Source organism: Arthrobacter sp. SlRoot2-15 (genome assembly GCF_059739345.1).
In genome coordinates, this window is sequence record NZ_AP046058.1 from 1,620,858 (window position 1) to 1,643,718 (window position 22,861).

Here is a 22,861-nt window from a genome sequence, read left to right on the forward strand (position 1 = left end):
TGCCTCCGCGTTTCAGGGGCGGCTCCGATAACACCCACGCTAGGGACCGGCGCCTCGTGTCAACAGGGCCGACCGGCCCCGGGGCCCCACGTTGTAGCTTCGCCCGGACTAGGCGAAGGGCTCCAGCTCGACGCCGGCCTGCTCCAGGGCGGCGCGGACGGCGGCGGCCACCGCCACCGAGCCGGGGGTGTCGCCGTGCAGGCAGAGCGAGTGCGGGGTCAGCGTGACCACCGTGCCGTCCACCGCCAGCACCTCGCCCTTGAGGGCCAGGCGCAGCGCGCGCTCGACGATCTCGTCCGGGTCCTCGATCACCGATTCCTCCTCCAGGCGCGGGACGAGCGTGCCGTCCGGGAGGTAGGCGCGGTCGGCGAAGGCTTCATGGAACACGGGGTTGCCGGCCTCCCGGGCAATCCCGAGCAGCGCGGAATGCTCCAGGCCCAGGATCGGCAGCCCGGGATCGTAGGCCTGGATGGCTGCGACCACGGCGGAGGCCTGTTCGGCGTCGTGGATGGTGCGGTCATAAAGGCCGCCGTGCACCTTGACGTAGTCCACCGAGGCGCCGACCGCATGGGCCACGCCGTCGAGCGCGCCGAGCTGGTAGAGGACGGCCCCGAACAAGTCGTCGAAGGTCATGTCCATGGCGCGGAGGCCGAAGCCGGCCAGGTCGGGGTAGCCCAGGTGCGCGCCGACTTTGACGTCGAGCTCGTAGGCCGCGCGGCAGGTGTCCAGCATCGTGACGGGGTCGCCGGCGTGCAGGCCGCAGGCCACGCTGGCGCTCGTAACCAGCGGGAACATCGCCGCGTCATCGCCCATGGTCCAGGAGCCGAAGGACTCCCCCAGGTCGGCGTTCAGGTCCACGGCTCAGCCTTCCGTTTCAGGGCCGGCGGCCGGGGCTTCCGGGGCCGTGTCGGCCGTGTCGGCCGCATCCGCGGGGCGGTCCGCGCCGCCGGGCTGCAGCTCGCCGGGGATGGTCGTGGGCATGGGGCCGAACGCCTCCTTGGCGTTCGCGATCACGGCACGTCCCATCATCCGGTTGCCGACGCCGCCCACCACGGCGCCGACGCCGAACGGCAGCGCCCGGCCCAGCAGCGCGGTGCCCTGGCGCTTGAGCAGGTTCCGCAGGAAAGCCTGCTGGATCCGCTGCCGCACGGAGCCGAAGCCGATCAGCGGAGCGCGGCGCGCAAACAGCGACCCCCACGCCTGGGTGGGTCCCTTGCCCTGGCCGGCGGCCTGGCCGCTCAGGGAGCTCAGCAGCGCCGTGCCCTCCTCGCCGAGCATGATCGCCATGACCAGGGTGCTGGCCTTCTCCGGGTCCACCATCCGCACCCCGTGGAGTTCGGCCAGCGAGGTTGCGTACAGTGCGGTGGCCTCGAGGAACCCGACCGTCGCGACGGCGGAGAGCCCCAGGGCGGCCACGGTGCCGACGCCGGGGATAACGGCCGATCCGCCGACCAGGGCGCCGCCGCCGGTGACGGCGGCCAGGTAATTGCGTTCCAGGATGGCGGCAAGCTGCGCCGCGGAGGCGTGCGGGTGCTTGCGCTGCAGCCGCCGCAGGTTTGCGAGCACCAGCGGGCGCTGGATTTCCACCGCGCGCAGGAGCATGTTGTGGACGCCGGCCTTGGGCTTGCCGTCGGCGTCGAACATCGCGCTGTGGGCGGTCTTCTGGGCAATTTTCATTGCCGGGTTGCTGCGCTGGGCCATCGTCGCCTCTCCGGAAACCATAAGGGTGCTGAACTTCTTCCAGCCTTAACACTAGGCCACAGCCCGTCCGGCCGCTCCTGCGCAGCAGGGCAGAGCCACCCGACCCGCCGGTTCAGGGCAGCTGGAGCACCCAGGATTCGGCCAGGGCGACGAAGGCCGAGGAGGACGGCCCCAGGGGGCCGGGGTAGACCGCCGGCGTTCCCGGCCATTCCACCCCGAATTCACTGAGCCGGCCCGTGCTGCAGGGCAGGTAGACGTTGCTCAGGGCGGCACTGCCTTCGCCGAGCTGGAAGTTCGGCGCGGTGAACTGCCGCCGGTCCAGGACCCCGTGGACGGCCAGTTCCGCCTTGTGGCCGGTGGCGCGGAACCCGGTCTCCGGGTCCACCTCCACCGTGAATTCGTCATGGGTATGCCCGACGCCGGTCAGCGGGAACCGGGCCGCCTCGGGGAAATAGCGGGTGAGTTCGGTGGCCAAGGTCTCCGCGAAGGCTTCGTTGGCGCCATAGCTCCGCCAGCCCTGCAGGGTGGCCACTAGCAGGGCGGTGCCCGCACCCCAGCGGGACCAGTCGGCCCGCCAGAAGGTCGCGAAGCAGCTGGCCGGCTCACCGGGAACCTGGGCGCCGCTGGGGTCCGCGGGGTGCAGCGCCAAGCCCACGTTGATCCCCACGAAGGCCAGGCTGCGCCTCCCCGTTGCGGTGGCCGTTTTCTCCATGGAAGGAGCCTAACGGGGCGGCAGCGGCCGCGGGCGGAAGGTCGTTGCTTCCGGCCGCGGCCGTGTCCTCGCGCGGTTTCCCGGCTGAAGCGGCTCCGCCTGGAGCCCGCCGCTTAGCGCGGGGTGCGGATGAGCTTCTTGTTAACGAACTCGTCCATGCCGAAGCGGCCCAGCTCGCGGCCCACGCCGGAGCGCTTCACGCCGCCGAAGGGCATGTCAGCCTGGGTCTGGGCCACCGAGTTGATGAACACCATACCGGTGTCCAGCTGGTCGGCGACGTCCTGGGCCTTCGCCGGGTCGGCGCTGAACACCGAGCCGCCCAGGCCGTAGGGCGAGCCGTTGGCCAGGTCGATCGCTTCCTCCACGCTGGCCACCTTGTAGATGACGGCGGCGGGGCCGAACAGCTCCTCGGAGAACGCGCGCATCTCAGGGGTGACGTCGGTCAGGACGGTGGGCTCCACGTAGGCGCCGGGGCCGTCCACCTTGTGACCGCCCGTGCGCAGGGTGGCACCCTTGTCCACGGCGTCCTGGATCTGCTCGACCAGGCCGTCCGCGGCGCTCTGGGAGGACAGCGGACCGAACCGGGTGTCCTCCTGCTGGGGATCGCCGGGCTTGATCCGGGCCATCCGCTCGGTGAACTTCTCCACGAAGGGCTCGTAAAGGTCCTCGAGGACGATGAACCGCTTGGACGCGGTGCAGGCCTGGCCGGCGTTGCCCATCCGGCCCCCGACGGCGGCCTTGACGGTGGCGTCCAGGTCATCGGAGTCGAGCACGATGAAGGGATCGCTGCCGCCCAGTTCGAGGACGTACTTCTTGAGGTTGCGCCCGGCGACCTCGGCCACCGCCGCTCCGGCCCGCTCGCTGCCCGTCAGGGAGACGCCCTGGACGCGGGGGTCAGCGATGATCTCCGCCACCTGGTCGTTGTCCAGGAAGAGGTTGGTGTAGGCGCCCTCCGGCAGGCCGGCGTCGTGGAAGATCTTCTCGATCGCGAGGGCCGACTGCGGGCAGCTGCCGGCGTGCTTGAGCAGGATGGTGTTGCCCAGGACCAGGTTGGGCGCGGCGAACCGGGCCACCTGGTAGTAGGGGTAGTTCCACGGCATGATGCCAAGCAGCGGACCGATCGGGGTGGAGCGCACGAGTGCGTCACCGCCGCCCCTGACCTCCAGCGCCTCGTCCTTGAGGAATTCCGGGCCCTCGGTGGCGTAGTAGTCGTAAATCGAGGCGACCAGCTTGACCTCGCCGCGGGCCTCGACCACGGGCTTGCCCATCTCCTTGGCGATCAGGCGCGCCAGTTCGTCCTCGCGTTCCCGGTACAGCTCGGCGACCCGGGCGATGACCTTGGTGCGTTCCTCCACGGGCGCCTTGCGCCACTCGAGGAAAGCCTGCTGAGCGGCGGCGAGCGCCGTCTCGACCTCTTCCTGGGTTGCGAGCGGAAATTCCTTTTCCGTCTCTCCGGTCGCGGGGTTCACTGTCTTGTAGGCAGTCATTGGTCCACCATCTCCGTTTCTGGCTGGTTTGAGCCGGTTCGGGCGCGGGACCGCGGTCTGGCGCCGGGTTCGGCGCCACGGCGGTTCCCGCCCAGTGCGTGGGCCGGCCTGTTCCCAAGAGCAGGACCGGTCCCGTAGGCGCCAACCGGCGCCTTCCCCGGACTATTCCAAGCGTGCCGCGTGGCTGCCCGGCACCGCTAGTTGACGGCGCGCACCACCGGGATCGACGCCGTCGGCGGTCCGCCCGGGAACACCGTCGGCGGGGGGCTCACGACGGCGTGCAGCGGCACGGCGACCGAGTCGGCGCCGACCGTGAACCGCGCCCCGCGGACGTCGACCTCCAGCGGCGCCCCGTCCGGGACCGTGAGCCGGAGCAGCGTGTGGTCCAGTTCGACGTGCAGCAGCCCGCCGCGGAGCTTCAGGTGGAAGTCCAGGGAGTCCCAGTCGGCGGGAAGCCGCGGATCGAAGTGCGGCACGGCACCCTGGTCCCGCAGGCCGGCGAAACCGCTGACCAGCGAGCTCCAGACGCCTCCGGTGGAGGCGATGTGCACACCGTCGATCGTGTTGCCGTGGGTGTCGTCAAGGTCGATGTAGAGGGCGTGTATGAAGTGCTCCAGCGCGGCCTCCCCATGGCCTACCTCGGCCGCCATGATGCCCTGCACACACGCGGAGAGGGTGGAGTCCCCGGTGGTGATGGGGTCGTAGAAGTCGAAGGCTCGGCGCTTTTCCTCCGCAGTGAAGTCCTGCCACTGCAGGAACATCGCCAGCACGGTGTCGGCCTGCTTGAGCACCTGGTGCCGGTAGATCACCAAGGGATGGAAGTTCAGCAGCAGCGGGTACTTGGACCGCGGCGTGTCCCAGTCCCACGGCTCCAGCGTCATGAAGTCGTTGTCCTGCGAGTAGACCTGGAGGTCCTCGTCGTAGGGCAGCTGCATCCGGTTCGCGGCCTGCTCCCAGAACTCCCGCTCGGCGTCGTCGATCCCGGGGTGGTCCAGCGCCGCTGCGGCACGCAGATTAAACCGGGCCATAACGTTGGTGTAGAGGTTGTCGTTAACGACCGCGGTGTACTCGTCCGGGCCGGTGACACCGTGGATGTGGAACAGCCCGTCCTTGCCGAAGAAGCCCAGCGAGGCCCACATCCGTGCCGTCTCGATCAGCAGATCGGAGCCGAGGGTCTCCTTGAACTCCGTGTCGCCGCTGGCCCAGATGTACCGGTTCGTGGCGAAGGCGATCGCGGCGGCGATGTGGAACTGCGCCGTGCCGGCGGCGTAGTAGGCACTGGCCTCCAGGCCGTTGATGGTGCGCCACGGGAACAGTGCGCCGTCCACGCTGAGCTCCTTGGCGCGGACCCGGGCCTCGGGCAGCAGGTCGTGGCGGAATTCCAGGACCTGGCGGGCGTTTCCCGGGTTGGTGTAGGTCAGGTAGGGCAGCAGGTACACCTCCTGGTCCCAGAAGTAGTGCCCGTCGTAGCCGGAGCCGGAGACGCCCTTGGCCGGGATGCCGGCCACGTCGGCGCAGGCGGTGGCCTGTGCCAGCTGGAAAAGGTTCCAGCGGATGCCCTGCTGCAGCTCGGCCTGGCCGCCCACCACAATGTCGCTGGTGGTCCAGTAGCCGCGGTAGTGCGCCGCGCTCTGGGCGAAGATTTCGGCCACGGACAGCAGTTCGGCTTCGGCCGTGCCGGCGAGGTCCTCGTCCGCGGCCCGTCCCACCGCGTAGCTGACGCTTTTCTCCAGCACGAACGGCGCGTCCGGGTTCACGGCGAGGACGTAGCGGACACTGCTGTCATCCTGGTCCACCTGGGTGTCGAACGGCTGGACACCGGCGGAAGTCCAGTGGTCCACGGCCATCCCGAGCCGCTGCTTGGACTCGGCGGCCTCCCATGAGAGCCGGAGCGAGCCGTCGCCGCCGTCGAGCCGGACCGGGAGCAGCACCCTCCCCGCGTGGCGGCCGGCGCGGCGCGGGTCGTGGGCCGAGTGGTCCTCCACCGGCTGGTCCTGCCGGTTCACCACGGCCGAGGTAACGTCCGCGGAGATTTCCCGGTCGGCCGCGACTTCCAGCGAAATGCCGAGGGCGCCGCGGGCCTGGTACCCCACCGCACGGCGCTCCGTGGTGGTCACGGTGGCGCCGGAGCGGCACTGCCAGACGATCCGACATTCGTAGACCCCGGTGGCGAAGTCCACGCTGCGCCGGTAGTCCAGCACCGTGGACTCCTCGAGACTGAGCATTTCGCCGTCGATGATGACAACGAAGTTGTTGGCGTCCGGAACGTAGAGGATGCGCTGGCCGGTGCGGGCGAAGCCGTAGGCGTTTTCCGCGTGCTTGATGTCCCAGATCTCATGGAAGCCGTTGATGAAGCTGCCCGGAAGTTCGGCGTCGGCGGCCGCCCAGTGGGCGCCGCGGATGCCAAGGTGGCCGTTGCCGAGGCTGAAGAGGGTCTCCAGCGTGCCGGCGTTGCCGGGCAGGTGGACGGTTTCCACGAGCTGCCAGGGGTCGTTGGGGAACCTGGCGCGGTCCGAGGTGATGAGAGCCATGGTGAATCCTTTTGGCAGTGGCGGTTGTGCGGGTGGGTGGTGGCGGCCGGCTAGAGCAGTTCGGCCAGATCGCCGACGACGATCGTGGCACCCGCGTCGAGCAGGGTCTTCCGGCCCGCACCGCGGTCGACGCCAATGACCGAGTGGAAGCTCCCCGCGCTTCCAGCCTGGACACCGGAGACGGCGTCTTCGACGACGATGCACTCCTCGCTGGGCAGGCCCAGCAGCTGTGCGGCGTATTCGTAGGTGGCCGGGCTGGGCTTGCCCGGCAGGCCTTCGGCGACCGCGACGACGCCGTCGACCACCACCGGGAAGTAGTCCGAGAGCCCGGCGGCTTTCAGCACCGGAACGGCGTTGCGGGAGGACGAGACGACGGCGAGCTTGAGTCCGCGCCCCCGAGCGGCCTCGATGAAGCGGACCGAGCCCTCGTAGGGCGTGACGCCACCGGCCGCCACGATGTCGTTGAAGACCTTGTTTTTGCGGTTGCCGAGGCCGTGCACGGTGTCGTGGGCCGGATCGTCGTCGGCCGGGCCTTCGGGCAGCACGATGTTGCGCGAGGCCAGGAAGTCACGGACGCCGTCGAAGCGCGGCTTGCCGTCGATATGGTCGAAGTAGTCACTTTCGCGGTAGCCCGGCGCGTCCGGCACGCTCTGGAGGAACCCGTCGAAGAGTTCCTGCCAGGCGCGTTCGTGCACCACCGCGGTGGGCGTCAGGACGCCGTCGAGGTCAAAGAGGATGGCGGAGGCGCCGGCGAGGACATCGGCCGCGGCGGTGCTACTCGAAGTTTCGGTGCCGTTGGAAATCTCGGCGCTGTTGGAAATCTGAGTCATGGAGCGAATGTCCTTTCAGACGGTGGCTGGAAGTCTTGGGAAAAACGGGGCCGCCGCGGGACCGCGCCGGGCGGCGGTCCCGGGGCGCGCGGTGGCGGGCATCAGCGCCGGCGGCGGGTGCTCCGGCGCTCCACCAGCTTGGTCTCCAGCAGGTGGGCGGCGGGCGGATTCTGGTTCCCCGGGTGGTGGAGCCTCTCGACCAGCAGGTTGGCGGCGAACGCGCCCTGGTCGGCGACCGGCTGGGCGATGGTGGTCAGCCCGAGGAACCAGCTCATCTGATGATCGTCGATGCCGATGACGGAGACGTTTTTGGGTGCTGACAGGCCGAGATCCCGCAGTGCCATCAGCGCGCCGAACGCGGTTTCGTCGCAGCCTGCGAACACGGCGGACGGCATCCGGCGGTTCTCGATCAGCTCCGTCATGGCCCGGCGGCCGCCCTCGATGCTGGATCCGGCGTCGAGCACCAAGTCGGGGTCGACGGTCAGCTCGTGCTCGGCGAGGGCCAGTTCGAAGCCGCGCCGCCGGGCGTCCGCGGTGTCCACGGAACGTCCCGCCGGCTCCCGTCCGGCCAGCATCGCCAGGTCCCAGTGGCCCAGTCCGAGCAGGTGGCCGGTGGCCTGCCGCGCGGCCTCCTGGTCGTCGATCCCCACGTTGTCCCACGGCACGGCGTGCATCCCCACGCTTGCGACGGCCAGGCCGGAGGCTTCCAGCGCCGCAATCTCACCGCGGTCGAGGGCGACGTTCAGCAGCAGGACACCGTCCACGCGCTGGGCCAGGCCGGCGAGGTCGCCGAAGAGTTTGCGCTGCACGCTGGGCCGGTTCCGCAGGCTGACCAGCACGGTGTCGTAGCCGCTGTCGGCGAGGACTTCCTCCGCGGCCTCGACCGCCTGCGCGAAGTACCAGGCAGTCGCGGTGGGAACAATGATGGCCACGGAGCCGGTGGTTCCGCCGGCCAGCCGGGCGGCGGCCGAGGACGCCTTGTAGCCGAGCTTGGCAGCCGCGTCGGTGACTTTGGCCTGCGCTTTTTCAGAAACGTTGGGGAGGTGCCGGAGCGCCCGGGAGACGGTGCAAATGGAGAGCCCGGAAAGGGCGGCCACGTCCTGGATTGTCACGCGCGGAGCCTTAGTCATGCGACACGGGCCTGGACCTTTCTTCCCCCTGCAGTAGTGGGCCGGTTTAAATTGGCCAAAGTAAACTGTAAACGCTTATAAATTGGGCGCGCAAGTGGCTGTTCCTGTCCATCGGGTGGAATTATCCGGCGGCTCCGGGCGCCGTCCGGCTCAGCGCAGCACGTAGTGGCGCAGGAACGCGCCGACGTCCACCAGTTCCGCCGCCGAGACCGAGTGGCCCATCCCTGGGTAGCTGCGCGCCGTGAGCTGGGTGTGCCGGTGCAGCCATTCCTCGGTGTGCGCAGTGGCGTCGTCGTTGATTACCGGGTCCGCCTTGTCCCGGCCCCAGAAGAACGGCGGCCGCGCGGCAAAGGACTCGCTCATGGCCAGCAGCTCGTTGTCCAGCACAAAGCCGGACAGCCCGACGACGGCGCGGAACCCCTCCGGCCGCAGCCGCAGCAGGGTACTTGCCATGGCCATGCCCTGGGAGTAGCCGAGCAGGCTGACGCTGCTGTGCTGCCCCTTGACCGAATCAATCCAGCTGAAGACCGAGGTGGTGGCGGAGATGACGTCGGCGAAGTCGTGGGTGAGGAAGTAGTCCAGCAGGAACCAGCCGTAGTCGTCGCCGATCACCTTCGGCCCCCGCGGGGCGGCGCAGGTGAACTCGGGCGGCAGGCCGGGGAAGAGTTTGGCCATCCGGGTCTCGTCCGTGCCGTAACCGTGGAGCATCACCAGCAGCGGCGTGTCCGCGCGCTCGTGCTCGGGCCTGGACCAGGCGACAGTTTCCATGGGGACAGCCTAGCCAGCCGCCGCCTGCCCCGGTCCGCAGCGGTTTCCGCGGCGGCTCTGGATTTGCGCTACGGATTCGGACGGCCGCACCCCGGACCCGCGCCGCGCCCGTCCGAAACCGCCGCACCCGTCCGGAACCGCCGCGAAATTAGCCCCGACACACCGAATTTTCCGGCGGCGCGTGGCCACAATCGTTGAAACGACAGGTACCGGGCTGTAGCGTGACGCTGGACAGCATGCTTAGCATTACCTATCGGTCCCACCGGACAACAAGGAGCAAGTCATGAGAATCGGTTCCTCCATCTTCCTTATCGCCCTCGGCGCCATCCTGGCCTGGGCCATCGCGCCCGGCCTGATCCCCAACGTCGACCAGACCATGATCGGCTACATCCTTATGGTGGTCGGCGTAATCGGGCTGGTCGCATCCCTGATCCTGGCCTCCCCCGGCCGCAGCCGCACCCGCCGGGTCAGCGAAACGCGTTCCGTCGTCGACCCCAACACGGGCGAGACCATCACCCGCAACGAGAGCCGCGACGCCGGCATCTAGGCACTCCCCCGGCGCAGCGATGCGCCGCAGCAACCAACCCGGACGCCGGGCCGGACCGTAAAGGTCTTGCCCGGCGTCCGGCGTTTAAAGCGCCACCCCCCCTCATCCGACGGACATGCCCGTCCCCGGCGGCCGCGAATGGACATATGCCGTATATGCCCAAGCTCCGAGCTCAGCTATGAACATGTTCGGCACCATTGGCTTCAAAGAATGGGCATGCCCGCTTCCCCGCCACCCAACGGACATGCCCATCCCCGGGCGCCACCAATGGACGTATGCCGTATATGCCCAAGCCCGGATCCGAGCAATGGGCATGTTCAGCAACGTCGGCTTCAAAGAATGGGCATGCCCGTCGGCCACGCCGCGGGTCGGGCATGTCCCCACGGCAGCAGCAAACCGCTTCTGCGTTCGTGTTGTTTTGTCGTTGACAAAGCCACATGAACAAAGATAAAGTCAATCAATTCCACTTCATGTGATGGATGTCACCGAAGGAGGAAGCCGCAGCACCCGCAGTTATCGTCGCAATGGAGGGCACGTGTTCGCCGAGGAACGCCAGCAACTGATCGTGGAGCTCGTCGCCGCCAGCGGCCGGGCCAGCGTCACCGACCTCGCCGAGCGTTTCAACATCACCACCGAAACCGTCCGCCGCGACCTGGCCGCCCTCGAGATCGCCGGCAGTGTCCGCCGGGTCCACGGCGGCGCCGTCTCACCGGAGCGCTTCAGCACCACGGAAGAAAGCATCCTCGAACGCACGGTGCAGCGGCAGAGTGAGAAGACCCGGATCGCCAAGGCCGCCCTTGACCTCATTCCCCAGGGCCGCGCCGGAAGCGTCCTGATCGACGCCGGTTCGACCACCGAGGCCCTCGCCGAGATGCTCGCTGCCCGGACCGCGGGGGCGGGCGCGGGGGCAGCAGCGGGCCAGGCCGGAGCGGGCCCCGCAGCAGCGGGCGGGCCGTCGGGGCCATCCGCCGGTGAAGCGGAGCTTGTTGTCATCACCCACGCGCTGCCCATCGCCGCGAAGCTCTCCGGCGAGCCCGGCATCGCGCTGCACCTGCTAGGCGGCAAGGTCCGCGGCCTGACCCAGGCCGCCGTCGGCCAGTCCACCGTGGAAGCCGCCCGGCGGATCCGGCCCGATATAGCGTTCATCGGCACCAACGGCATTTCCGCGGCCTTCGGGCTGAGCACTCCCGATCCTGAAGAAGCAGCCGTCAAGGCTGCCTTCGTCCATTCAGCGCGCCGCATCGTGGTGCTGGCTGATTCCTCCAAACTGGACGCGGAAACGCTGGTCCAGTTCGCCTCCCTGAAAGATCTGGACACCGTGATCACAGACACGAACCCCAGCCCGGACCTCGCCGCGGCCCTCGCGGACGCCGGAGTGGAGGTGGTGGTCGCATGATCGTCACCCTCACGGCCAACCCCAGCCTGGACCGCACCGTGGCGCTGCCCGGGCCCCTGCTCCGCGGCGAGGTCCAGCGCGCGATCTCGGTCCGGCAGGAATCCGGCGGCAAGGGCGTCAACGTCTCGCGCGCCCTCGTGGCCTCCGGGCTCAAGACCGTCGCGGTGCTTCCCGGCGCGGAGGCCGACCCGGTCCTCGCCGGGCTGCGCGAGAACGACGTGCCCTTCGCCGCCCTTCCCATCGGCGAGCCGCTGCGCAGCAACGTGGCCCTCACCGAGCCCGGCGGCGTCACCACCAAGATCAACGAACCCGGCCCGGTCCTGAATGCGGAGCAGCAGGAGGCCCTGATCGGGCTGCTGCTGGATTCGGCCCGCGGCGCCAGCTGGGTCGTGCTGGCCGGATCGCTCCCGCCCGGAGTCCCGGCCGACTTCTACGCCACCGTCACCCGGCGGCTGCGTTCCCTGCACGACGGCACCGAGGCACCCCTCATCGCCGTCGACTCCTCCGGCGAACCGCTCGCCGCCGCAATCTCCGGGGATGCCCTGGGGAGGCCGGACCTGCTTAAACCCAATGCCGAGGAACTGGCGGAACTGGCTGCCGCAGCCGGATTCCCCACGGACAAGTCCGCCGAGGAACTTGAAGCGGATCCGGAGGCTGCCGCGGCAGCCGCCGCCGCCGTCGTGCGTTCCGGAGTGGGTGCGGTACTCGCCACCCTCGGTTCCAAGGGTGCGGTGCTTGTGACGGCCGACGGCGCGTGGCTGGCCACGCACCCGCCGGTCAAGGCGGTCAGTACGGTCGGCGCCGGCGATTCCTCGCTTGCCGGCTACCTGCTCGCCGCCAGCCAGGGCGCCGCCCCGGCCGATTGCCTGCGTCAGGCGGTGGCCCACGGGGCTGCCGCTGCCTCCCTGCCCGGGTCGACCGTCCCGGCAGTGCACCAAACCACCCCCGCCGCCGTAACCATCACGGCCCTGAAGAAGGATTGTCAGTGACCCAGCTCATTACAACCGAACTGGTCGAGCTCGACCAGAATCTCGGCACATCGCCCGAGGACGTGATCCGGCACCTGGCAGGCAGAGTTGCGGCCAACGGACGCGCCACCGAAGTCGAAGGCCTCTTCGCCGATGCCTTCGCCCGCGAGTCGAAGACCGCCACCGGTGTGCCCGGCGGCATCGCGATTCCGCACTGCCGCTCGACGGCGGTCACCGAGGCAACACTGGCCATGGCGCGCCTGTCCCAGCCGGTCGATTTCGGCGCCAAGGACGGACCCGCGGACCTGATCTTCTTTATCGCGGCCCCCGAAGGCGCGGACCAGGACCACCTCAAGCTGCTCTCCAAGCTGGCCCGCTCGCTGATCAAAAAGGACTTCACCGCCGCCCTGCGGGCCGCCTCGACGCAGGCCGAAGTCGTGGAGCTGGTTGAGGGTGCGCTGGCGGACAAGCCCGCCAGCCACGCCGCCGACGTCCCGGCCGACGCCGCAGCACCGGCCGCCGGAGCAGCCGCCGGAGCCGGGGCATCCGCCACGGCTCCACGCGCCAAGCGCCTCGTCGCCGTCACCGCCTGCCCCACCGGCATCGCCCACACCTACATGGCGGCCGACTCGCTCGTGGCAGCGGCCAAGGAAGTCGGGGTGGACCTGCAGGTGGAGACCCAGGGCTCCTCCGGCGCGAAGGCCCTGGACCCGGCCGTGATCGCCGCCGCCGACGCGGTGATCTTCGCCGTCGACGTCGATGTCCGCGGCAAGGAGCGCTTCGCCGGCAAGCCCGTTATCAACGCCCCGGTCAAGCGAGGCATCGACGAGCCGGAGAAGATGGTCCAGGAGGCCCTCGCCGCGGCCGACAACCCCAATGCCCGGCGTGTGCCGCACTTCGGCGCCGAGGAACAGGCCCAGCACGAGGCCGAGGAAAAGGGTGAGCACATCGGCCAGAAACTCAAGAAGGCCCTGCTCACCGGCGTCAGCTACATGATCCCGTTTGTGGCGGGCGGCGGCTTGCTGATTGCCCTCGGCTTCCTGATGGGCGGCTATCTGATCACGAAGTACGCGGACGCGATCGTGGTGCAGAACAGCCTCTTCAACCTGCCCACCGAGTTCCCGGACAACGCCTGGGGGCCCGTCGGCGCCTACCTCGGGGCCGTGCTGTTCAAGATCGGCGCCCTGTCCCTGGGGTTCCTGGTCCCGGCCCTGGCCGGCTACATCGCCTACGCCATCGCCGACCGTCCCGGCATCGCGCCGGGCTTCGTCGCCGGTGCGGTGGCAGGCTTTATGGGCGCAGGCTTCCTCGGCGGCATCGTCGGCGGCCTGCTCGCCGGCTACGTCGCGCACATGATCGGCAGGCTCCAGGTGGCGCGCTGGCTGCGCGGCCTGATGCCGGTGGTCATCATCCCGCTGCTGGCCTCCCTGGTCGCCTCGGGACTGATGTTCCTGATCCTGGGCGGACCGATCGTCGCGATCACCAAGGGCCTGAACGGCTGGCTGTCCGGCCTCACCGGTGCCAGCGCGATTGCCCTCGGCGTGATCCTGGGCCTGATGATGTGTTTCGACCTCGGCGGCCCGGTCAACAAGGTCGCTTACGCCTTCGCCGTCGCCGGCCTCGGCGCCGCGAGCATGGACAACCAGGCGCCGTGGCAGATCATGGCCGCCGTGATGGCTTCCGGCATGGTTCCGCCGCTGGCCATGGCCCTCGCCTCGACCGTGCTGGACAAGCAGCGTTTCAGTCTGGCCGAGCGTGAAAACGGCAAGGCTGCCTGGCTGCTGGGCGCGTCCTTCATCTCCGAAGGCGCCATCCCCTTCGCTGCCGCCGACCCGCTGCGCGTCATCCCGGCGAGCATGCTGGGCGGAGCCGTCACGGGCGCCATCTCGATGGCGGCAGGCGTCGGTTCCAAGGCACCGCACGGCGGCCTGTTCGTCTTCTTCGCGATCGACAACTTCCTGATGTTCGTGGTGGCAATCGCGGTCGGCACGGTAGTCACCGCCCTCGCCGTGATCGCGCTCAAGCGCTGGGCAGTCAAGAAGACCGTTGATACGGTGGAACCGGTTCCCGTAACCGTCTGAGCCGGTCCGCAAGAAACCTTCCCGAGCTGATAATCCCAAGCTGAATCCAAGGAGCAACAATGACCGAACGTAACGCCACCATTGCCAGCCGCGTCGGGCTGCACGCCCGCCCGGCCGCCATCTTTGCCGAGGCTGCAGGCGAGTTCGATCTCGAAATCACCATCGCCCGGCTCGGCGAACCGGAGGACGAGGCCATGGACGCCGCCAGCATCCTGTCCCTGATGAGCCTGGGCGCCTCTCACGGCGAGGTTGTGGTGTTGCGTGCCGAGGGCGACGGCGCGGACGCCGCCCTTGAGCGCCTGGTCCAGATCCTCGAAACGGACCACGACGCCGAATAGCACCACCCCGTGCGGCCGCCGGCCCTCCTCCCCTGCCAGGGGCGGCGGGCCGGCGGCCGCGCGTCGTTAAGGCCCGGGCTTGTGGCTCAGCCCAGAGGGACATGCCCATTCCCCGCGACCAAACCCGCGCGGGACATGCCCATTCCCGGCCGCGGCCTATGGACATATAGGCACTATGTCCAATGGCGGCCCCGCCCGCTGGGCATGTCCAAGAGTCCGGCCCCGCCCGGGCTTCGAGGCAGCGCATGCCCATTCCTCATCGCCAACTTCCAAGGGACATGCCCATTCCCGGCCGCCTCCCCCGCTGGACAGGCCCATTCCCGGCCGCGGCCAGCGGACATATAGGCATTATGTCCAGTAGCCGCCCCGCCCGCTGGGCATGTCCGGCAGCGCAAGTCCCGTGATGGCGCCGCACAGGTGGCGCCCACGGGGCGCCAACGGGCCGCCGTCGTCCCCGCCCACCGCGACCCCGGGCCAGATTTCATAAGTGAACTTAGTAAGTGCTTGTCTTCGCCGTGCGGCGTGGATAGTTTGGGAACCGCGGCACCACCACCGTGGATCGCCGCGGCAACGTACCCGGACCGAAGGAGATCACCGCATGGCAAGCGTGCAGGAAAGCATCGAAGTTGACGTCCCCGTGTCCACCGCGTACAACCAGTGGACCCAGTTCGAGACCTTCCCGAACTTTATGAAGGGTGTGGAGGCCGTGGAACAGATCGACGAGACTTCCCTCCAGTTCCGCACCGACATCGCCGGGGTGCGGCGCGAATATCTAGCCCAGATCACCGAGCAGGAACCTGACCGCAAGATCGCCTGGGTCAGCACGGACAAACCCCGCAATGCCGGAACCGTCACCTTTGAACCCCTCGGCGCCGAACGCTCCCGCGTCAACGTCGAACTTGAATGGGAGCCCGAAGGCGTGGTGGAGAAGGCCGGTTCCGCCGTCGGGGCGGACAGCCGCCAGGTCAGCGCGGACCTGGGCCGCTTCAAAGAGTTCATCGAGTCCCGCGGCATCGAGACCGGTGAGTGGCGCTCCTCCGTTGACCGCGGCGAGGTCGACGACGTCGACCCTGCGGACCCTGGCGCAGGCGGGCCGCGCTAGCCATGCCCGCGAAAAAGGGTGCGTCGCAAGGTTCCGAGAGTCCCAGCATCAAGGACCCCGAACTCTACGAAGCGCTGCTGGAAGACGGCGCCTCAAAGCAGAAGGCGGCCCGGATCTCCAACGCCGCGGCCAAGCGGGGCCGGTCCGCCGTGGGCCGCAAGGGCGGCAAGTCCGGCGACTACGAGGACTGGACCGTCCCGCAACTGAAGGAAAAGGCCAAGGAGATCGGCCTCAAGGGCTACTCGGCCAAGAAAAAGAGCGAACTGATCTCCGCTCTGCGGAACTCCTGAGCCGATGACGGCGGGGCCGCCGGTCAACACCGGTGCGGGCTCAGGCGCCTTTGCGCGCGGTTTTGGCGGCAGGGGTCTTCGTAGCAGCGCTCTTGGACGCGGTGGTCTTGGCAGTGGTGATCTTGGCGGGGGCCTTCGTGGCCGGTTTGGCCGCCGTCCCGGCACCGCCGGAGGCAGCCTTGGCGGCGGGTTTGGCCGAGGTGCTCGCCGCGGTCTTGACCGTTGCCTTCGGGGCCGCCCCGGACCGGGGCGCCCTGGCCCCGCCGGCCTTGGCCTTGCTCCCGCCGCTCCCGCCGTCACCGCCGTCACCGCCGGCTGCGACGCCGCCGGCCCCGGCGCCGCCGCCCGCCGCCGCACCGCGTTTGCGCTCGATGCTGCGCTTCAGCGCCTCCATCAGGTCGATCACCTCGCCGGTTCCCGCTTCCGCCTCCGGAGCGCCGAAGGTCGCCTCCGTGTCCAGCGATTCGCCCTGCTCGAGCTTGGCCTCGATCAGCTGCCGCAGCTGGATCTGGTAGTCGTCCGTGAACTGCTCGGGTTCGAAGTCGGCCGCCATCGAGTCCACCAGGGCGGCGGACATTTCCCGTTCCTGCGCCGAGATCCGGACGCTGGCCTCGAGCGCGGGGAAGCTCGCCTCGCGGACCTCGTCGGCCCACAGCAGGCCCTGCAGCACCAGCACATCGCCGCGGATCCGGAGCGCCCCGAGCCGGCTCTTCTCCCGCAGCGCGAACTGGACAATGGCCACCCGGTCGGTGTCCTCCAAAGCACGGCGCAGCAGCACGTAAGCCTTGGGCGACTTGGCGTCGGGTTCGAGGTAGTAGCTCTTCTCGAACGTCATCGGGTCGAGCTGCTCGGCGGGGACAAACTGCACCACTTCGATCTCGTGGCTGTTCTCGGCCGGGATGGACTTGAGCTCCTCGCGGCTGAGGATCACCGTGCGGCCGTCTTCCTCGTAGGCCTTGTCGATGTCCTCGTAGTCGATGATTTCGCTGCAGACCTCGCACCGGCGCTGGTAGCGGATCCGGCCGCCGTCGGCGTTGTGGACCTGGTGCAGGCTGATGTCGTGGTCCTCGGTGGCGCTGTAGACCTTGACCGGAACGTTGACCAGGCCGAACGCGATCGCGCCTTTCCAGATGGCTCTCATGGCTCAAGTGAACACCAGAGCCGCACGGAGGTGAAGTCTTTTGGCTGAGGGCAAGGAACGCGTCCGGGTCGACGGCCGGGAACTGGTGCTGACCAACCTGGACAAGGTCATGTACCCGGAGACCGGAACCACCAAAGCCGATGTCCTGGCCTACTACGCCGCGGTGGCGCCGGTGTTGATCCCGGCGGCCGCGAACCGGCCGGCCACCCGGAAGCGCTGGGTCCACGGCGTGGGGACCGCCGAGGCCCCCGGCGAGATGTTCTTCCAGAAGAACCTGGACCACTCCACGCCCGGCTGGGTGCCGCGCGCCGCCATCACCCACAAGGAACGCACCATCCAGTACCCGCTGGTCAACGATCCGGCCACGCTCACCTGGCTGGCCCAGATCGCGGCCCTGGAAATCCACGTGCCGCAGTGGCGGGTGGACCCGCACGGCAACGCCCTGCCGCCGGACCGGCTGGTGCTGGACCTGGACCCCGGCGCCGGCGCCGGCCTGGCCGAATGCGCCGAAGTCGCCAAACTCGCCCGCAGCATCCTGGTGGACGTAGGCCTGGAGCCGGTCCCCGTGACCAGTGGCAGCAAGGGCATCCATCTCTACGCCGCGCTGGACGGCACCCAAAGCTCGGACCAGGTCTCGGACTTCGCGCACGAACTCGCCCGGGCCCTGGAGGCGGACCACCCGGAGCTGGCCGTGAGCGAAATGAAAAAGATCCTGCGCACCGGAAAGGTGCTGGTGGACTGGAGCCAGAACAGCGCCGCGAAGACCACGATCGTGCCCTACTCGCTACGCGGCAGGCTGCGGCCCACGGTGGCGGCTCCCCGGACCTGGCGCGAACTCGCCTCGGCCTCCCTGCGCCAGCTGGACTACCGGGAGGTGATGCAGCGGGTGAAAGCCGGCAAAGACCCGTTCGCGGTCATCTCCGGAGGCGCGCACGACGGCGCTCACGGCGGCGCGCACGGCGGCGCGCACGGCGGCGCACCCGACGGCGCCGGGGCCGACACCCCCGCGGAGCTCGACGGCGGCAGCGCCGACCCCCGGCTGGAGGAATACCGCGCCAAACGGGACGCGGCGGCCACCCCGGAGCCGTTCACGGCGGATCAGCACCGGAGCCGGAACGACGGCGGCACCCTCCGGGAAAGCTTCGTCATCCAGGAGCACCACGCCAGCCGGCTGCACTACGACTTCCGCCTCGAGCGCGACGGCGTGCTGGTGTCCTGGGCGCTGCCCAAAGGGGTCCCCACCACCAAAGCCAAAAACCATCTCGCGGTCCAGACCGAGGACCACCCGATGGACTACGCGGACTTTGAGGGCAGCATCCCCAAGGGCCAGTACGGCGCCGGCTCCGTCAGCATCTGGGACCGCGGCTCCTATGACTGCGAGAAATGGATCGCAGGCAAGGAAGTCATCGCCACCCTCACCGGGGAGGAAGGCGGCCGGCTGGGCGGGACCCGGCGGTTCGCGCTGATCCACACCGGCCAGGCCAACGACCAGTGGCTCATCCACCTCATGGACCCGCCGGGGCACAGCCACACACCCACCGCCAAAGAGGCTCCGCCTGCCGGGGCGAAGGCCCAGTCCGGCACCGCACCTGCCGCCGGCGCCGCCCCGGCTCCGGATCCAGCCCCGGATCCAGCGCAGCTCGCACCGATGCTGGCCAGCCCCGGAACCCCCGCGGACCTGGCGGACAAGGACTGGCAGTTCGAGCTCAAATGGGACGGCGTCCGCGCCCTGGTCCTGGCTGACTCGCAACGGATCCGGCTGATCAGCCGCAACGGCAATGACATGTCCGCCAGCTACCCGGAGCTCACCGACCGCTCGTGCTGGCCACCGCAGGACTTCGTCGCCGACGGCGAGATCATCGCCGTCGGCCCGTCCGGCCGGCCCGACTTCGGGCTGCTGCAGGGGCGGATGAAGCTCAGCAAGGCCGCCGACGTCGCGAAGGCGCGGGCCGCCACCCCGGTCCGCCTGATGCTTTTCGACCTGCTCACCGAGGGCGGCGAGGACCTCCGGCGCCGCCCGCTCCGGGAGCGGCGGAAACGCCTCGAAGCGTTCGCCGCGGCAGGCTTCCGGTCCGGCCCCCAGGAAGATTCCTGCCCGGTGGAGCTGTCCGAGGTGATCGACGCCGACGTCGGGCACCTCCTGGAAAGCGCCGAGGAGCTCGGACTCGAGGGCGTGATGGCCAAGCGCACCGGCGGACGCTACGTGGGGCAGCGGAGCCGGTCCTGGCTGAAGCTCAAGTTCGAGAAGACCCAGGAGGTGGTGGTCGGGGGCTGGCGGCCCGGCAACGGCGGCCGCCGCGACTCGGTCGGTTCGCTGCTGCTGGGCATCCCGGACGGGAAGACACTGCGCTACGTGGGCCGGGTGGGCAGCGGATTTTCCACCCGTGAACTCCAGGAGCTGCGCCAGCAGCTGGACGCCATCCCCCGCAAGACATCCCCCTTCAGCGAGGTCCCCGCGGAGGACGCCGCCGACGCCCGGTGGGTCTCGGCCAGGCTGGTGGGTGAGGTCACCTTCGGCGACTGGACCTCCAGCGGGAAGCTCCGCCACCCGGTCTGGCGGGGCTGGCGCCTGGACAAGGCGCCAGCCGACGTCGTCGCCGAACATGACTGAGGGCCCGCCGTAACGGGCCCTCATGGTGCTTAGTCGTGGTGCGGGATCTGCGGCCTGCTTTGGCGGTGGATGGCCGCGTCGGCCACCTGCTGCGCCTGTTGCCCTCGGACCACGTCGCGGTCCTTGGGATGACGGTGCTTGCCGCTGCCGTCCGGCCACTCGTGGCCGTCGGCCGGCGACGGCGGCTGAGGACGTTTGCCCTCCGGGCCCGGAACCTCGTCCATGGAGTCCGCGAGGTGGCTGGCAACCTCAGGCTTGATCTCTTCCCTAGAGTGATGATCCGCCATGGCTCTTCCTTTCTGCGATGAAATGAAGCGTCCCACAATCGTAGGTCGGCGCCGGTGAGAAGTCTCTAGGTGCTACCAGCGGACTTTCTTCTGCGCGGGGCCCTGCTTGCCGCTGGCGTGGGTGGGCTTATGGCTGCGTCCAACGCTTGGCAGTCCAGCGCCGCCGCGGGATTTGCTGGCGAGCATTTCCTTCTGGGCGTCGGTCAGGCGGGACTTCACGCCGCGCTCCGGTTTCGGTGCGGCGCCGGGTCCTTCCGCGCCGGGGGTCCCGGGCTGCTCCTGCTTGCCGGTGTTCTCTGTCATGGGAGGCTCTCCTCGGCTCGGCATGAATTGACGCCGGCAACGCAACCGGCGACGGGTCCACCATAGGCAGTTGCCACGCTGCTTGAACAGGGGTTCGGCAGCGGCACCGACGTTAGGCTGTGGCGCATGGATTACACGCTTCGCCACGCCACCGCCGACGACGCCGATGCGCTGGTACGGATGCACACCCTGGCGCACGAGCAGTGCTACGCCTCCCAGCTGCCCGCGGCGTTCTTCGCAGCCCGGCGCGCCAACATCCTTGATCGGATTGAACGGCGCCGCCCGCACCTGGACAGCACCGAACCCCGGATCATCGCCGTGGACGCCGGCGGCGACATCATTGGATTCGCCGACGCCGGACCGGGCCGGGACGCGGACCGGCCCCGTGACCTGGAGCTGTACTCCCTCTACACGCTGACCCCGGCCTACGGTACCGGGCTGGGCGCCGCGCTGCTGACGGCCGCCCTCGGCGACTCCCCCGCGTACCTGTGGGTGCTTGAAGACAACCCCCGCGCCCGGGGCTTCTACGCCAAGCACGGGTTCGTGCCCGACGGGCAACGCAAACTGCTGCCGCCCGAGTGGTCCGAGCTGCCCGAAATACGCCTGACCCGGCCGGCGGCGCCCCGGTAAAAGGGGCCCGCACTGCCCCGAAAAGCCCCCTGGACGGGCTCAAAAACGAAAAAGTTGCAAAAAAGATAAGCGAACTGGCTACTTCCCAAGAACGGCGCGGTCAGATCGCCCGTGCGGGCGCCGCTGAAGTGGCGCCCAGACGCCGGAATCGGCTGATCATACGGCACCGAAATCGGAAACGCCATGGACATCGCGTAAAATTGAAAGCCTGCCCGGAGCGGGGCAGCTACAAGTCGCAAGCAAATGACCTCCACAGGAGTTGCCCAAATGCCCAAAGACCGAAGCACCACCGACTCTTCAGCCGGCGTTTTGAACGCCAGCGGAACTAACCAAGGCGCACCCAGGGGCGCTAAGAAACCACGGCTGCGCCGCCGTCGACTCCGCGAGTCCGACGTCAACGTTGTCGACCAGCCCATGCTTAAAAAAGCGCTCGGCGGCACCATCGTGGGAAACACCATGGAATGGTACGACGTCGGCGTGTTCGGCTACCTGATCACCACCATGGGACCGGTGTTCCTGCCGGAAGCGGACAAGTCCGTCCAGACCCTCTTCCTGCTCGGCACCTTCGCCGCCACCTTCATCGCCCGCCCGCTCGGCGGCGTCGTATTCGGCTGGCTTGGCGACAAGATCGGCCGGCAGAAGGTTCTCGCCGCCACCCTGATGATCATGGCGGCCAGCACGTTCGCCGTCGGCCTCCTGCCCGGCTACGCGCAGATCGGCATCTGGGCCGCGGTCCTGCTGGTCCTGTTCAAGGTGATCCAGGGCTTCTCCACCGGCGGCGAGTACGCCGGTGCCACCACCTTCGTGAGCGAGTACGCGCCGGACAAACGGCGCGGCTTCTTCGCCAGCTTCCTGGACATGGGCAGCTACCTTGGCTTCGCCGCCGGTGCCGCCCTGGTGTCCGTGCTGCAGCTGACCCTGGGCCAGGACACCATGGAGCAGTGGGGCTGGCGCATTCCCTTCCTCGTGGCCGGTCCGCTGGGCCTGATCGCCGTGTACTTCCGGAGCAAGATCGAGGAATCCCCCCAGTTCCAAGCCACCCTGGACGCGCAGGAGAACCTCGCCAAGGACGCCACTGCCGCTGACACGGCCGCGTCCAAGGGCCCGGTCGGCATCGTAAAGGCCTACTGGCGCTCCATTATCGTCGCCATGATCCTGGTCGCCGCGGCCAACACCGCGGGCTACGCCCTGACCTCGTACATGCCGACGTACCTGACCGAGTCCAAGGGCTACGACGAGGTGCACGGCACGCTGCTGACCATCCCCGTGCTGGTCATCATGAGCCTCTGCATCCCGCTGACCGGCAAGCTCTCCGACCGCATCGGCCGCCGCCCCGTGCTGTGGATCGGTGCCCTGAGCACCGTCGTCCTGGCCGCCCCGGCGTTCCTGCTGATCGGCGTCGGCGAGATCTGGTCCACCCTGCTGGGCCTTGGCCTGATCGCCTTCCCGGTGACGTTCTACGTCGCCAACCTGGCCTCGGCCCTGCCGGCCCAGTTCCCGACGGCCAGCCGCTACGGCGCCATGGGCATCGCGTACAACTTCTCGGTTGCCATCTTCGGCGGAACCACCCCGTTCATCGTCGCGGCCCTGATCAACGCCACCGGCAACGACATGATGCCGGCCTACTACCTGATGGCCACCTCGGCGATCGGCGCAGTGGCGATCTACTTCCTCAAGGAATCCGCCCAGATGCCGCTGCCGGGCTCCATGCCCAGCGTGGACACCCAGGCCGAGGCCCGCGAACTGGTCGAGACGCAGGACGAGAACCCGCTGATCGACCTCGAGCACATGGACATGCCGCTCACCCCGGCAGAGGCGACCGACGGCGACGCCGGCAAGGTTCCGGCCCCGGCTTAGTCCGGACTGGACCGGCCCGTCCCTCCGGACGGACCCCACAGCCAAGCGCCCCGCCCGTAGAGGCCCGTCGCGCACGTTTCCCCTTGGGGAAGCGTGCGGGACGGGCCTTTGGCGGGTCAGCATCCCTTCCGCACCGCACCCTCTGGAGGCC

The 22,861-nt window shown here is 69.1% G+C and carries 21 protein-coding genes; 10 read left to right on the forward strand and 11 right to left on the reverse strand.

Features of this window, described 5'->3' with window-relative positions; all coding sequences use genetic code 11:
- Positions 1-108 precede the first annotated feature (108 nt).
- From AC6I9V_RS07355 to AC6I9V_RS07390, 8 genes are all read right to left on the reverse strand, one after another.
- Entirely contained in the window at positions 109-858 is a 750-nt protein-coding gene (locus AC6I9V_RS07355) for a LamB/YcsF family protein (protein ID WP_497898905.1), read from the reverse strand.
- A gap of 3 nt (positions 859-861) precedes the next feature.
- The gene (locus AC6I9V_RS07360; protein ID WP_497900277.1) at positions 862-1,701 is read right to left on the reverse strand and encodes a hypothetical protein; all 840 of its coding nucleotides are present in this window, start codon (positions 1,699-1,701) and stop codon (positions 862-864) included.
- Positions 1,702-1,813: 112 nt separating this feature from the next.
- Entirely contained in the window at positions 1,814-2,413 is a 600-nt protein-coding gene (locus tag AC6I9V_RS07365; protein ID WP_497898906.1) for a hypothetical protein, read from the reverse strand.
- A 113-nt stretch (positions 2,414-2,526) separates the two neighbouring features.
- Entirely contained in the window at positions 2,527-3,900 is a 1,374-nt protein-coding gene (locus AC6I9V_RS07370; protein ID WP_497898907.1) for an NAD-dependent succinate-semialdehyde dehydrogenase, read from the reverse strand.
- Positions 3,901-4,097: 197 nt separating this feature from the next.
- Positions 4,098-6,431, reverse strand: coding sequence for a glycoside hydrolase family 65 protein (locus AC6I9V_RS07375; protein ID WP_497898908.1), 2,334 nt, complete (start codon positions 6,429-6,431; stop codon positions 4,098-4,100).
- 50 nt (positions 6,432-6,481) lie between these two features.
- The gene (locus tag AC6I9V_RS07380) at positions 6,482-7,261 is read right to left on the reverse strand and encodes an HAD family hydrolase (RefSeq protein WP_497898909.1); all 780 of its coding nucleotides are present in this window, start codon (positions 7,259-7,261) and stop codon (positions 6,482-6,484) included.
- 101 nt (positions 7,262-7,362) lie between these two features.
- On the reverse strand, positions 7,363-8,373 hold the full coding sequence (locus tag AC6I9V_RS07385) for a LacI family DNA-binding transcriptional regulator (RefSeq protein ID WP_497898910.1): 1,011 nt from the start codon (positions 8,371-8,373) through the stop codon (positions 7,363-7,365).
- A gap of 168 nt (positions 8,374-8,541) precedes the next feature.
- Positions 8,542-9,159 (reverse strand): alpha/beta hydrolase, encoded by a 618-nt coding sequence (locus tag AC6I9V_RS07390; RefSeq protein ID WP_497898911.1) that lies wholly within the window; start codon positions 9,157-9,159, stop codon positions 8,542-8,544.
- Between the two features lie 283 nt (positions 9,160-9,442).
- Between AC6I9V_RS07390 and AC6I9V_RS07395 the strand changes: the two genes are divergently transcribed.
- The 7 genes from AC6I9V_RS07395 (at position 9,443) to AC6I9V_RS07425 (ending at position 15,881) form a co-directional block, all read left to right on the forward strand.
- A complete protein-coding gene (locus tag AC6I9V_RS07395) occupies positions 9,443-9,706 on the forward strand; it encodes a DUF6458 family protein (protein ID WP_146336037.1) in 264 nt (87 codons plus the stop codon).
- Between the two features lie 535 nt (positions 9,707-10,241).
- Complete coding sequence (locus tag AC6I9V_RS07400) at positions 10,242-11,102, forward strand: DeoR/GlpR family DNA-binding transcription regulator (RefSeq protein WP_497898912.1); 861 nt, start codon at positions 10,242-10,244, stop codon at positions 11,100-11,102.
- Complete coding sequence (locus AC6I9V_RS07405; RefSeq protein ID WP_497898913.1) at positions 11,099-12,091, forward strand: 1-phosphofructokinase family hexose kinase; 993 nt, start codon at positions 11,099-11,101, stop codon at positions 12,089-12,091. The genes AC6I9V_RS07400 and AC6I9V_RS07405 overlap by 4 nt, the downstream gene beginning before the upstream one ends.
- A complete protein-coding gene (locus tag AC6I9V_RS07410) occupies positions 12,088-14,151 on the forward strand; it encodes a PTS fructose transporter subunit IIABC (protein ID WP_497898914.1) in 2,064 nt (687 codons plus the stop codon). Before AC6I9V_RS07405 ends, AC6I9V_RS07410 begins: the two co-directional genes overlap by 4 nt.
- Positions 14,152-14,210: 59 nt before the next feature.
- On the forward strand, positions 14,211-14,489 hold the full coding sequence (locus tag AC6I9V_RS07415; protein ID WP_056736454.1) for an HPr family phosphocarrier protein: 279 nt from the start codon (positions 14,211-14,213) through the stop codon (positions 14,487-14,489).
- A 598-nt stretch (positions 14,490-15,087) separates the two neighbouring features.
- Positions 15,088-15,591: an SRPBCC family protein gene (locus tag AC6I9V_RS07420; RefSeq protein WP_497898915.1), complete on the forward strand. Its 504-nt coding sequence runs from the start codon at positions 15,088-15,090 to the stop codon at positions 15,589-15,591.
- Between the two features lie 2 nt (positions 15,592-15,593).
- Positions 15,594-15,881, forward strand: coding sequence for a DUF7218 family protein (locus AC6I9V_RS07425; RefSeq protein WP_497898916.1), 288 nt, complete (start codon positions 15,594-15,596; stop codon positions 15,879-15,881).
- A gap of 40 nt (positions 15,882-15,921) precedes the next feature.
- Here AC6I9V_RS07425 and ku read toward each other — a convergent pair whose 3' ends face one another.
- The gene (gene ku, locus AC6I9V_RS07430) at positions 15,922-17,022 is read right to left on the reverse strand and encodes a non-homologous end joining protein Ku (protein ID WP_497898917.1); all 1,101 of its coding nucleotides are present in this window, start codon (positions 17,020-17,022) and stop codon (positions 15,922-15,924) included.
- Positions 17,023-17,062: 40 nt separating this feature from the next.
- Here ku and AC6I9V_RS07435 point away from each other — a divergent pair, with 40 nt between their 5' ends.
- Positions 17,063-19,633 carry an ATP-dependent DNA ligase gene (locus AC6I9V_RS07435; protein ID WP_497898918.1) on the forward strand — a complete coding sequence of 857 codons (2,571 nt, stop codon included), beginning with the start codon at positions 17,063-17,065 and terminating at the stop codon, positions 19,631-19,633.
- A gap of 29 nt (positions 19,634-19,662) precedes the next feature.
- Here AC6I9V_RS07435 and AC6I9V_RS07440 read toward each other — a convergent pair whose 3' ends face one another.
- Together AC6I9V_RS07440 and AC6I9V_RS07445 are read right to left on the reverse strand one after the other, a co-directional pair.
- Complete coding sequence (locus tag AC6I9V_RS07440) at positions 19,663-19,920, reverse strand: hypothetical protein (protein WP_497898919.1); 258 nt, start codon at positions 19,918-19,920, stop codon at positions 19,663-19,665.
- A gap of 72 nt (positions 19,921-19,992) precedes the next feature.
- Positions 19,993-20,223, reverse strand: a complete 231-nt coding sequence (locus tag AC6I9V_RS07445; protein WP_497898920.1) for a hypothetical protein — start codon at positions 20,221-20,223, stop codon at positions 19,993-19,995.
- A 126-nt stretch (positions 20,224-20,349) separates the two neighbouring features.
- Here AC6I9V_RS07445 and AC6I9V_RS07450 point away from each other — a divergent pair, with 126 nt between their 5' ends.
- Together AC6I9V_RS07450 and AC6I9V_RS07455 are read left to right on the forward strand one after the other, a co-directional pair.
- Positions 20,350-20,853 carry a GNAT family N-acetyltransferase gene (locus AC6I9V_RS07450; RefSeq protein ID WP_349413448.1) on the forward strand — a complete coding sequence of 168 codons (504 nt, stop codon included), beginning with the start codon at positions 20,350-20,352 and terminating at the stop codon, positions 20,851-20,853.
- A gap of 267 nt (positions 20,854-21,120) precedes the next feature.
- Positions 21,121-22,710, forward strand: coding sequence for an MFS transporter (locus AC6I9V_RS07455; protein WP_349413449.1), 1,590 nt, complete (start codon positions 21,121-21,123; stop codon positions 22,708-22,710).
- The last annotated feature ends 151 nt before the right edge of the window (positions 22,711-22,861 follow it).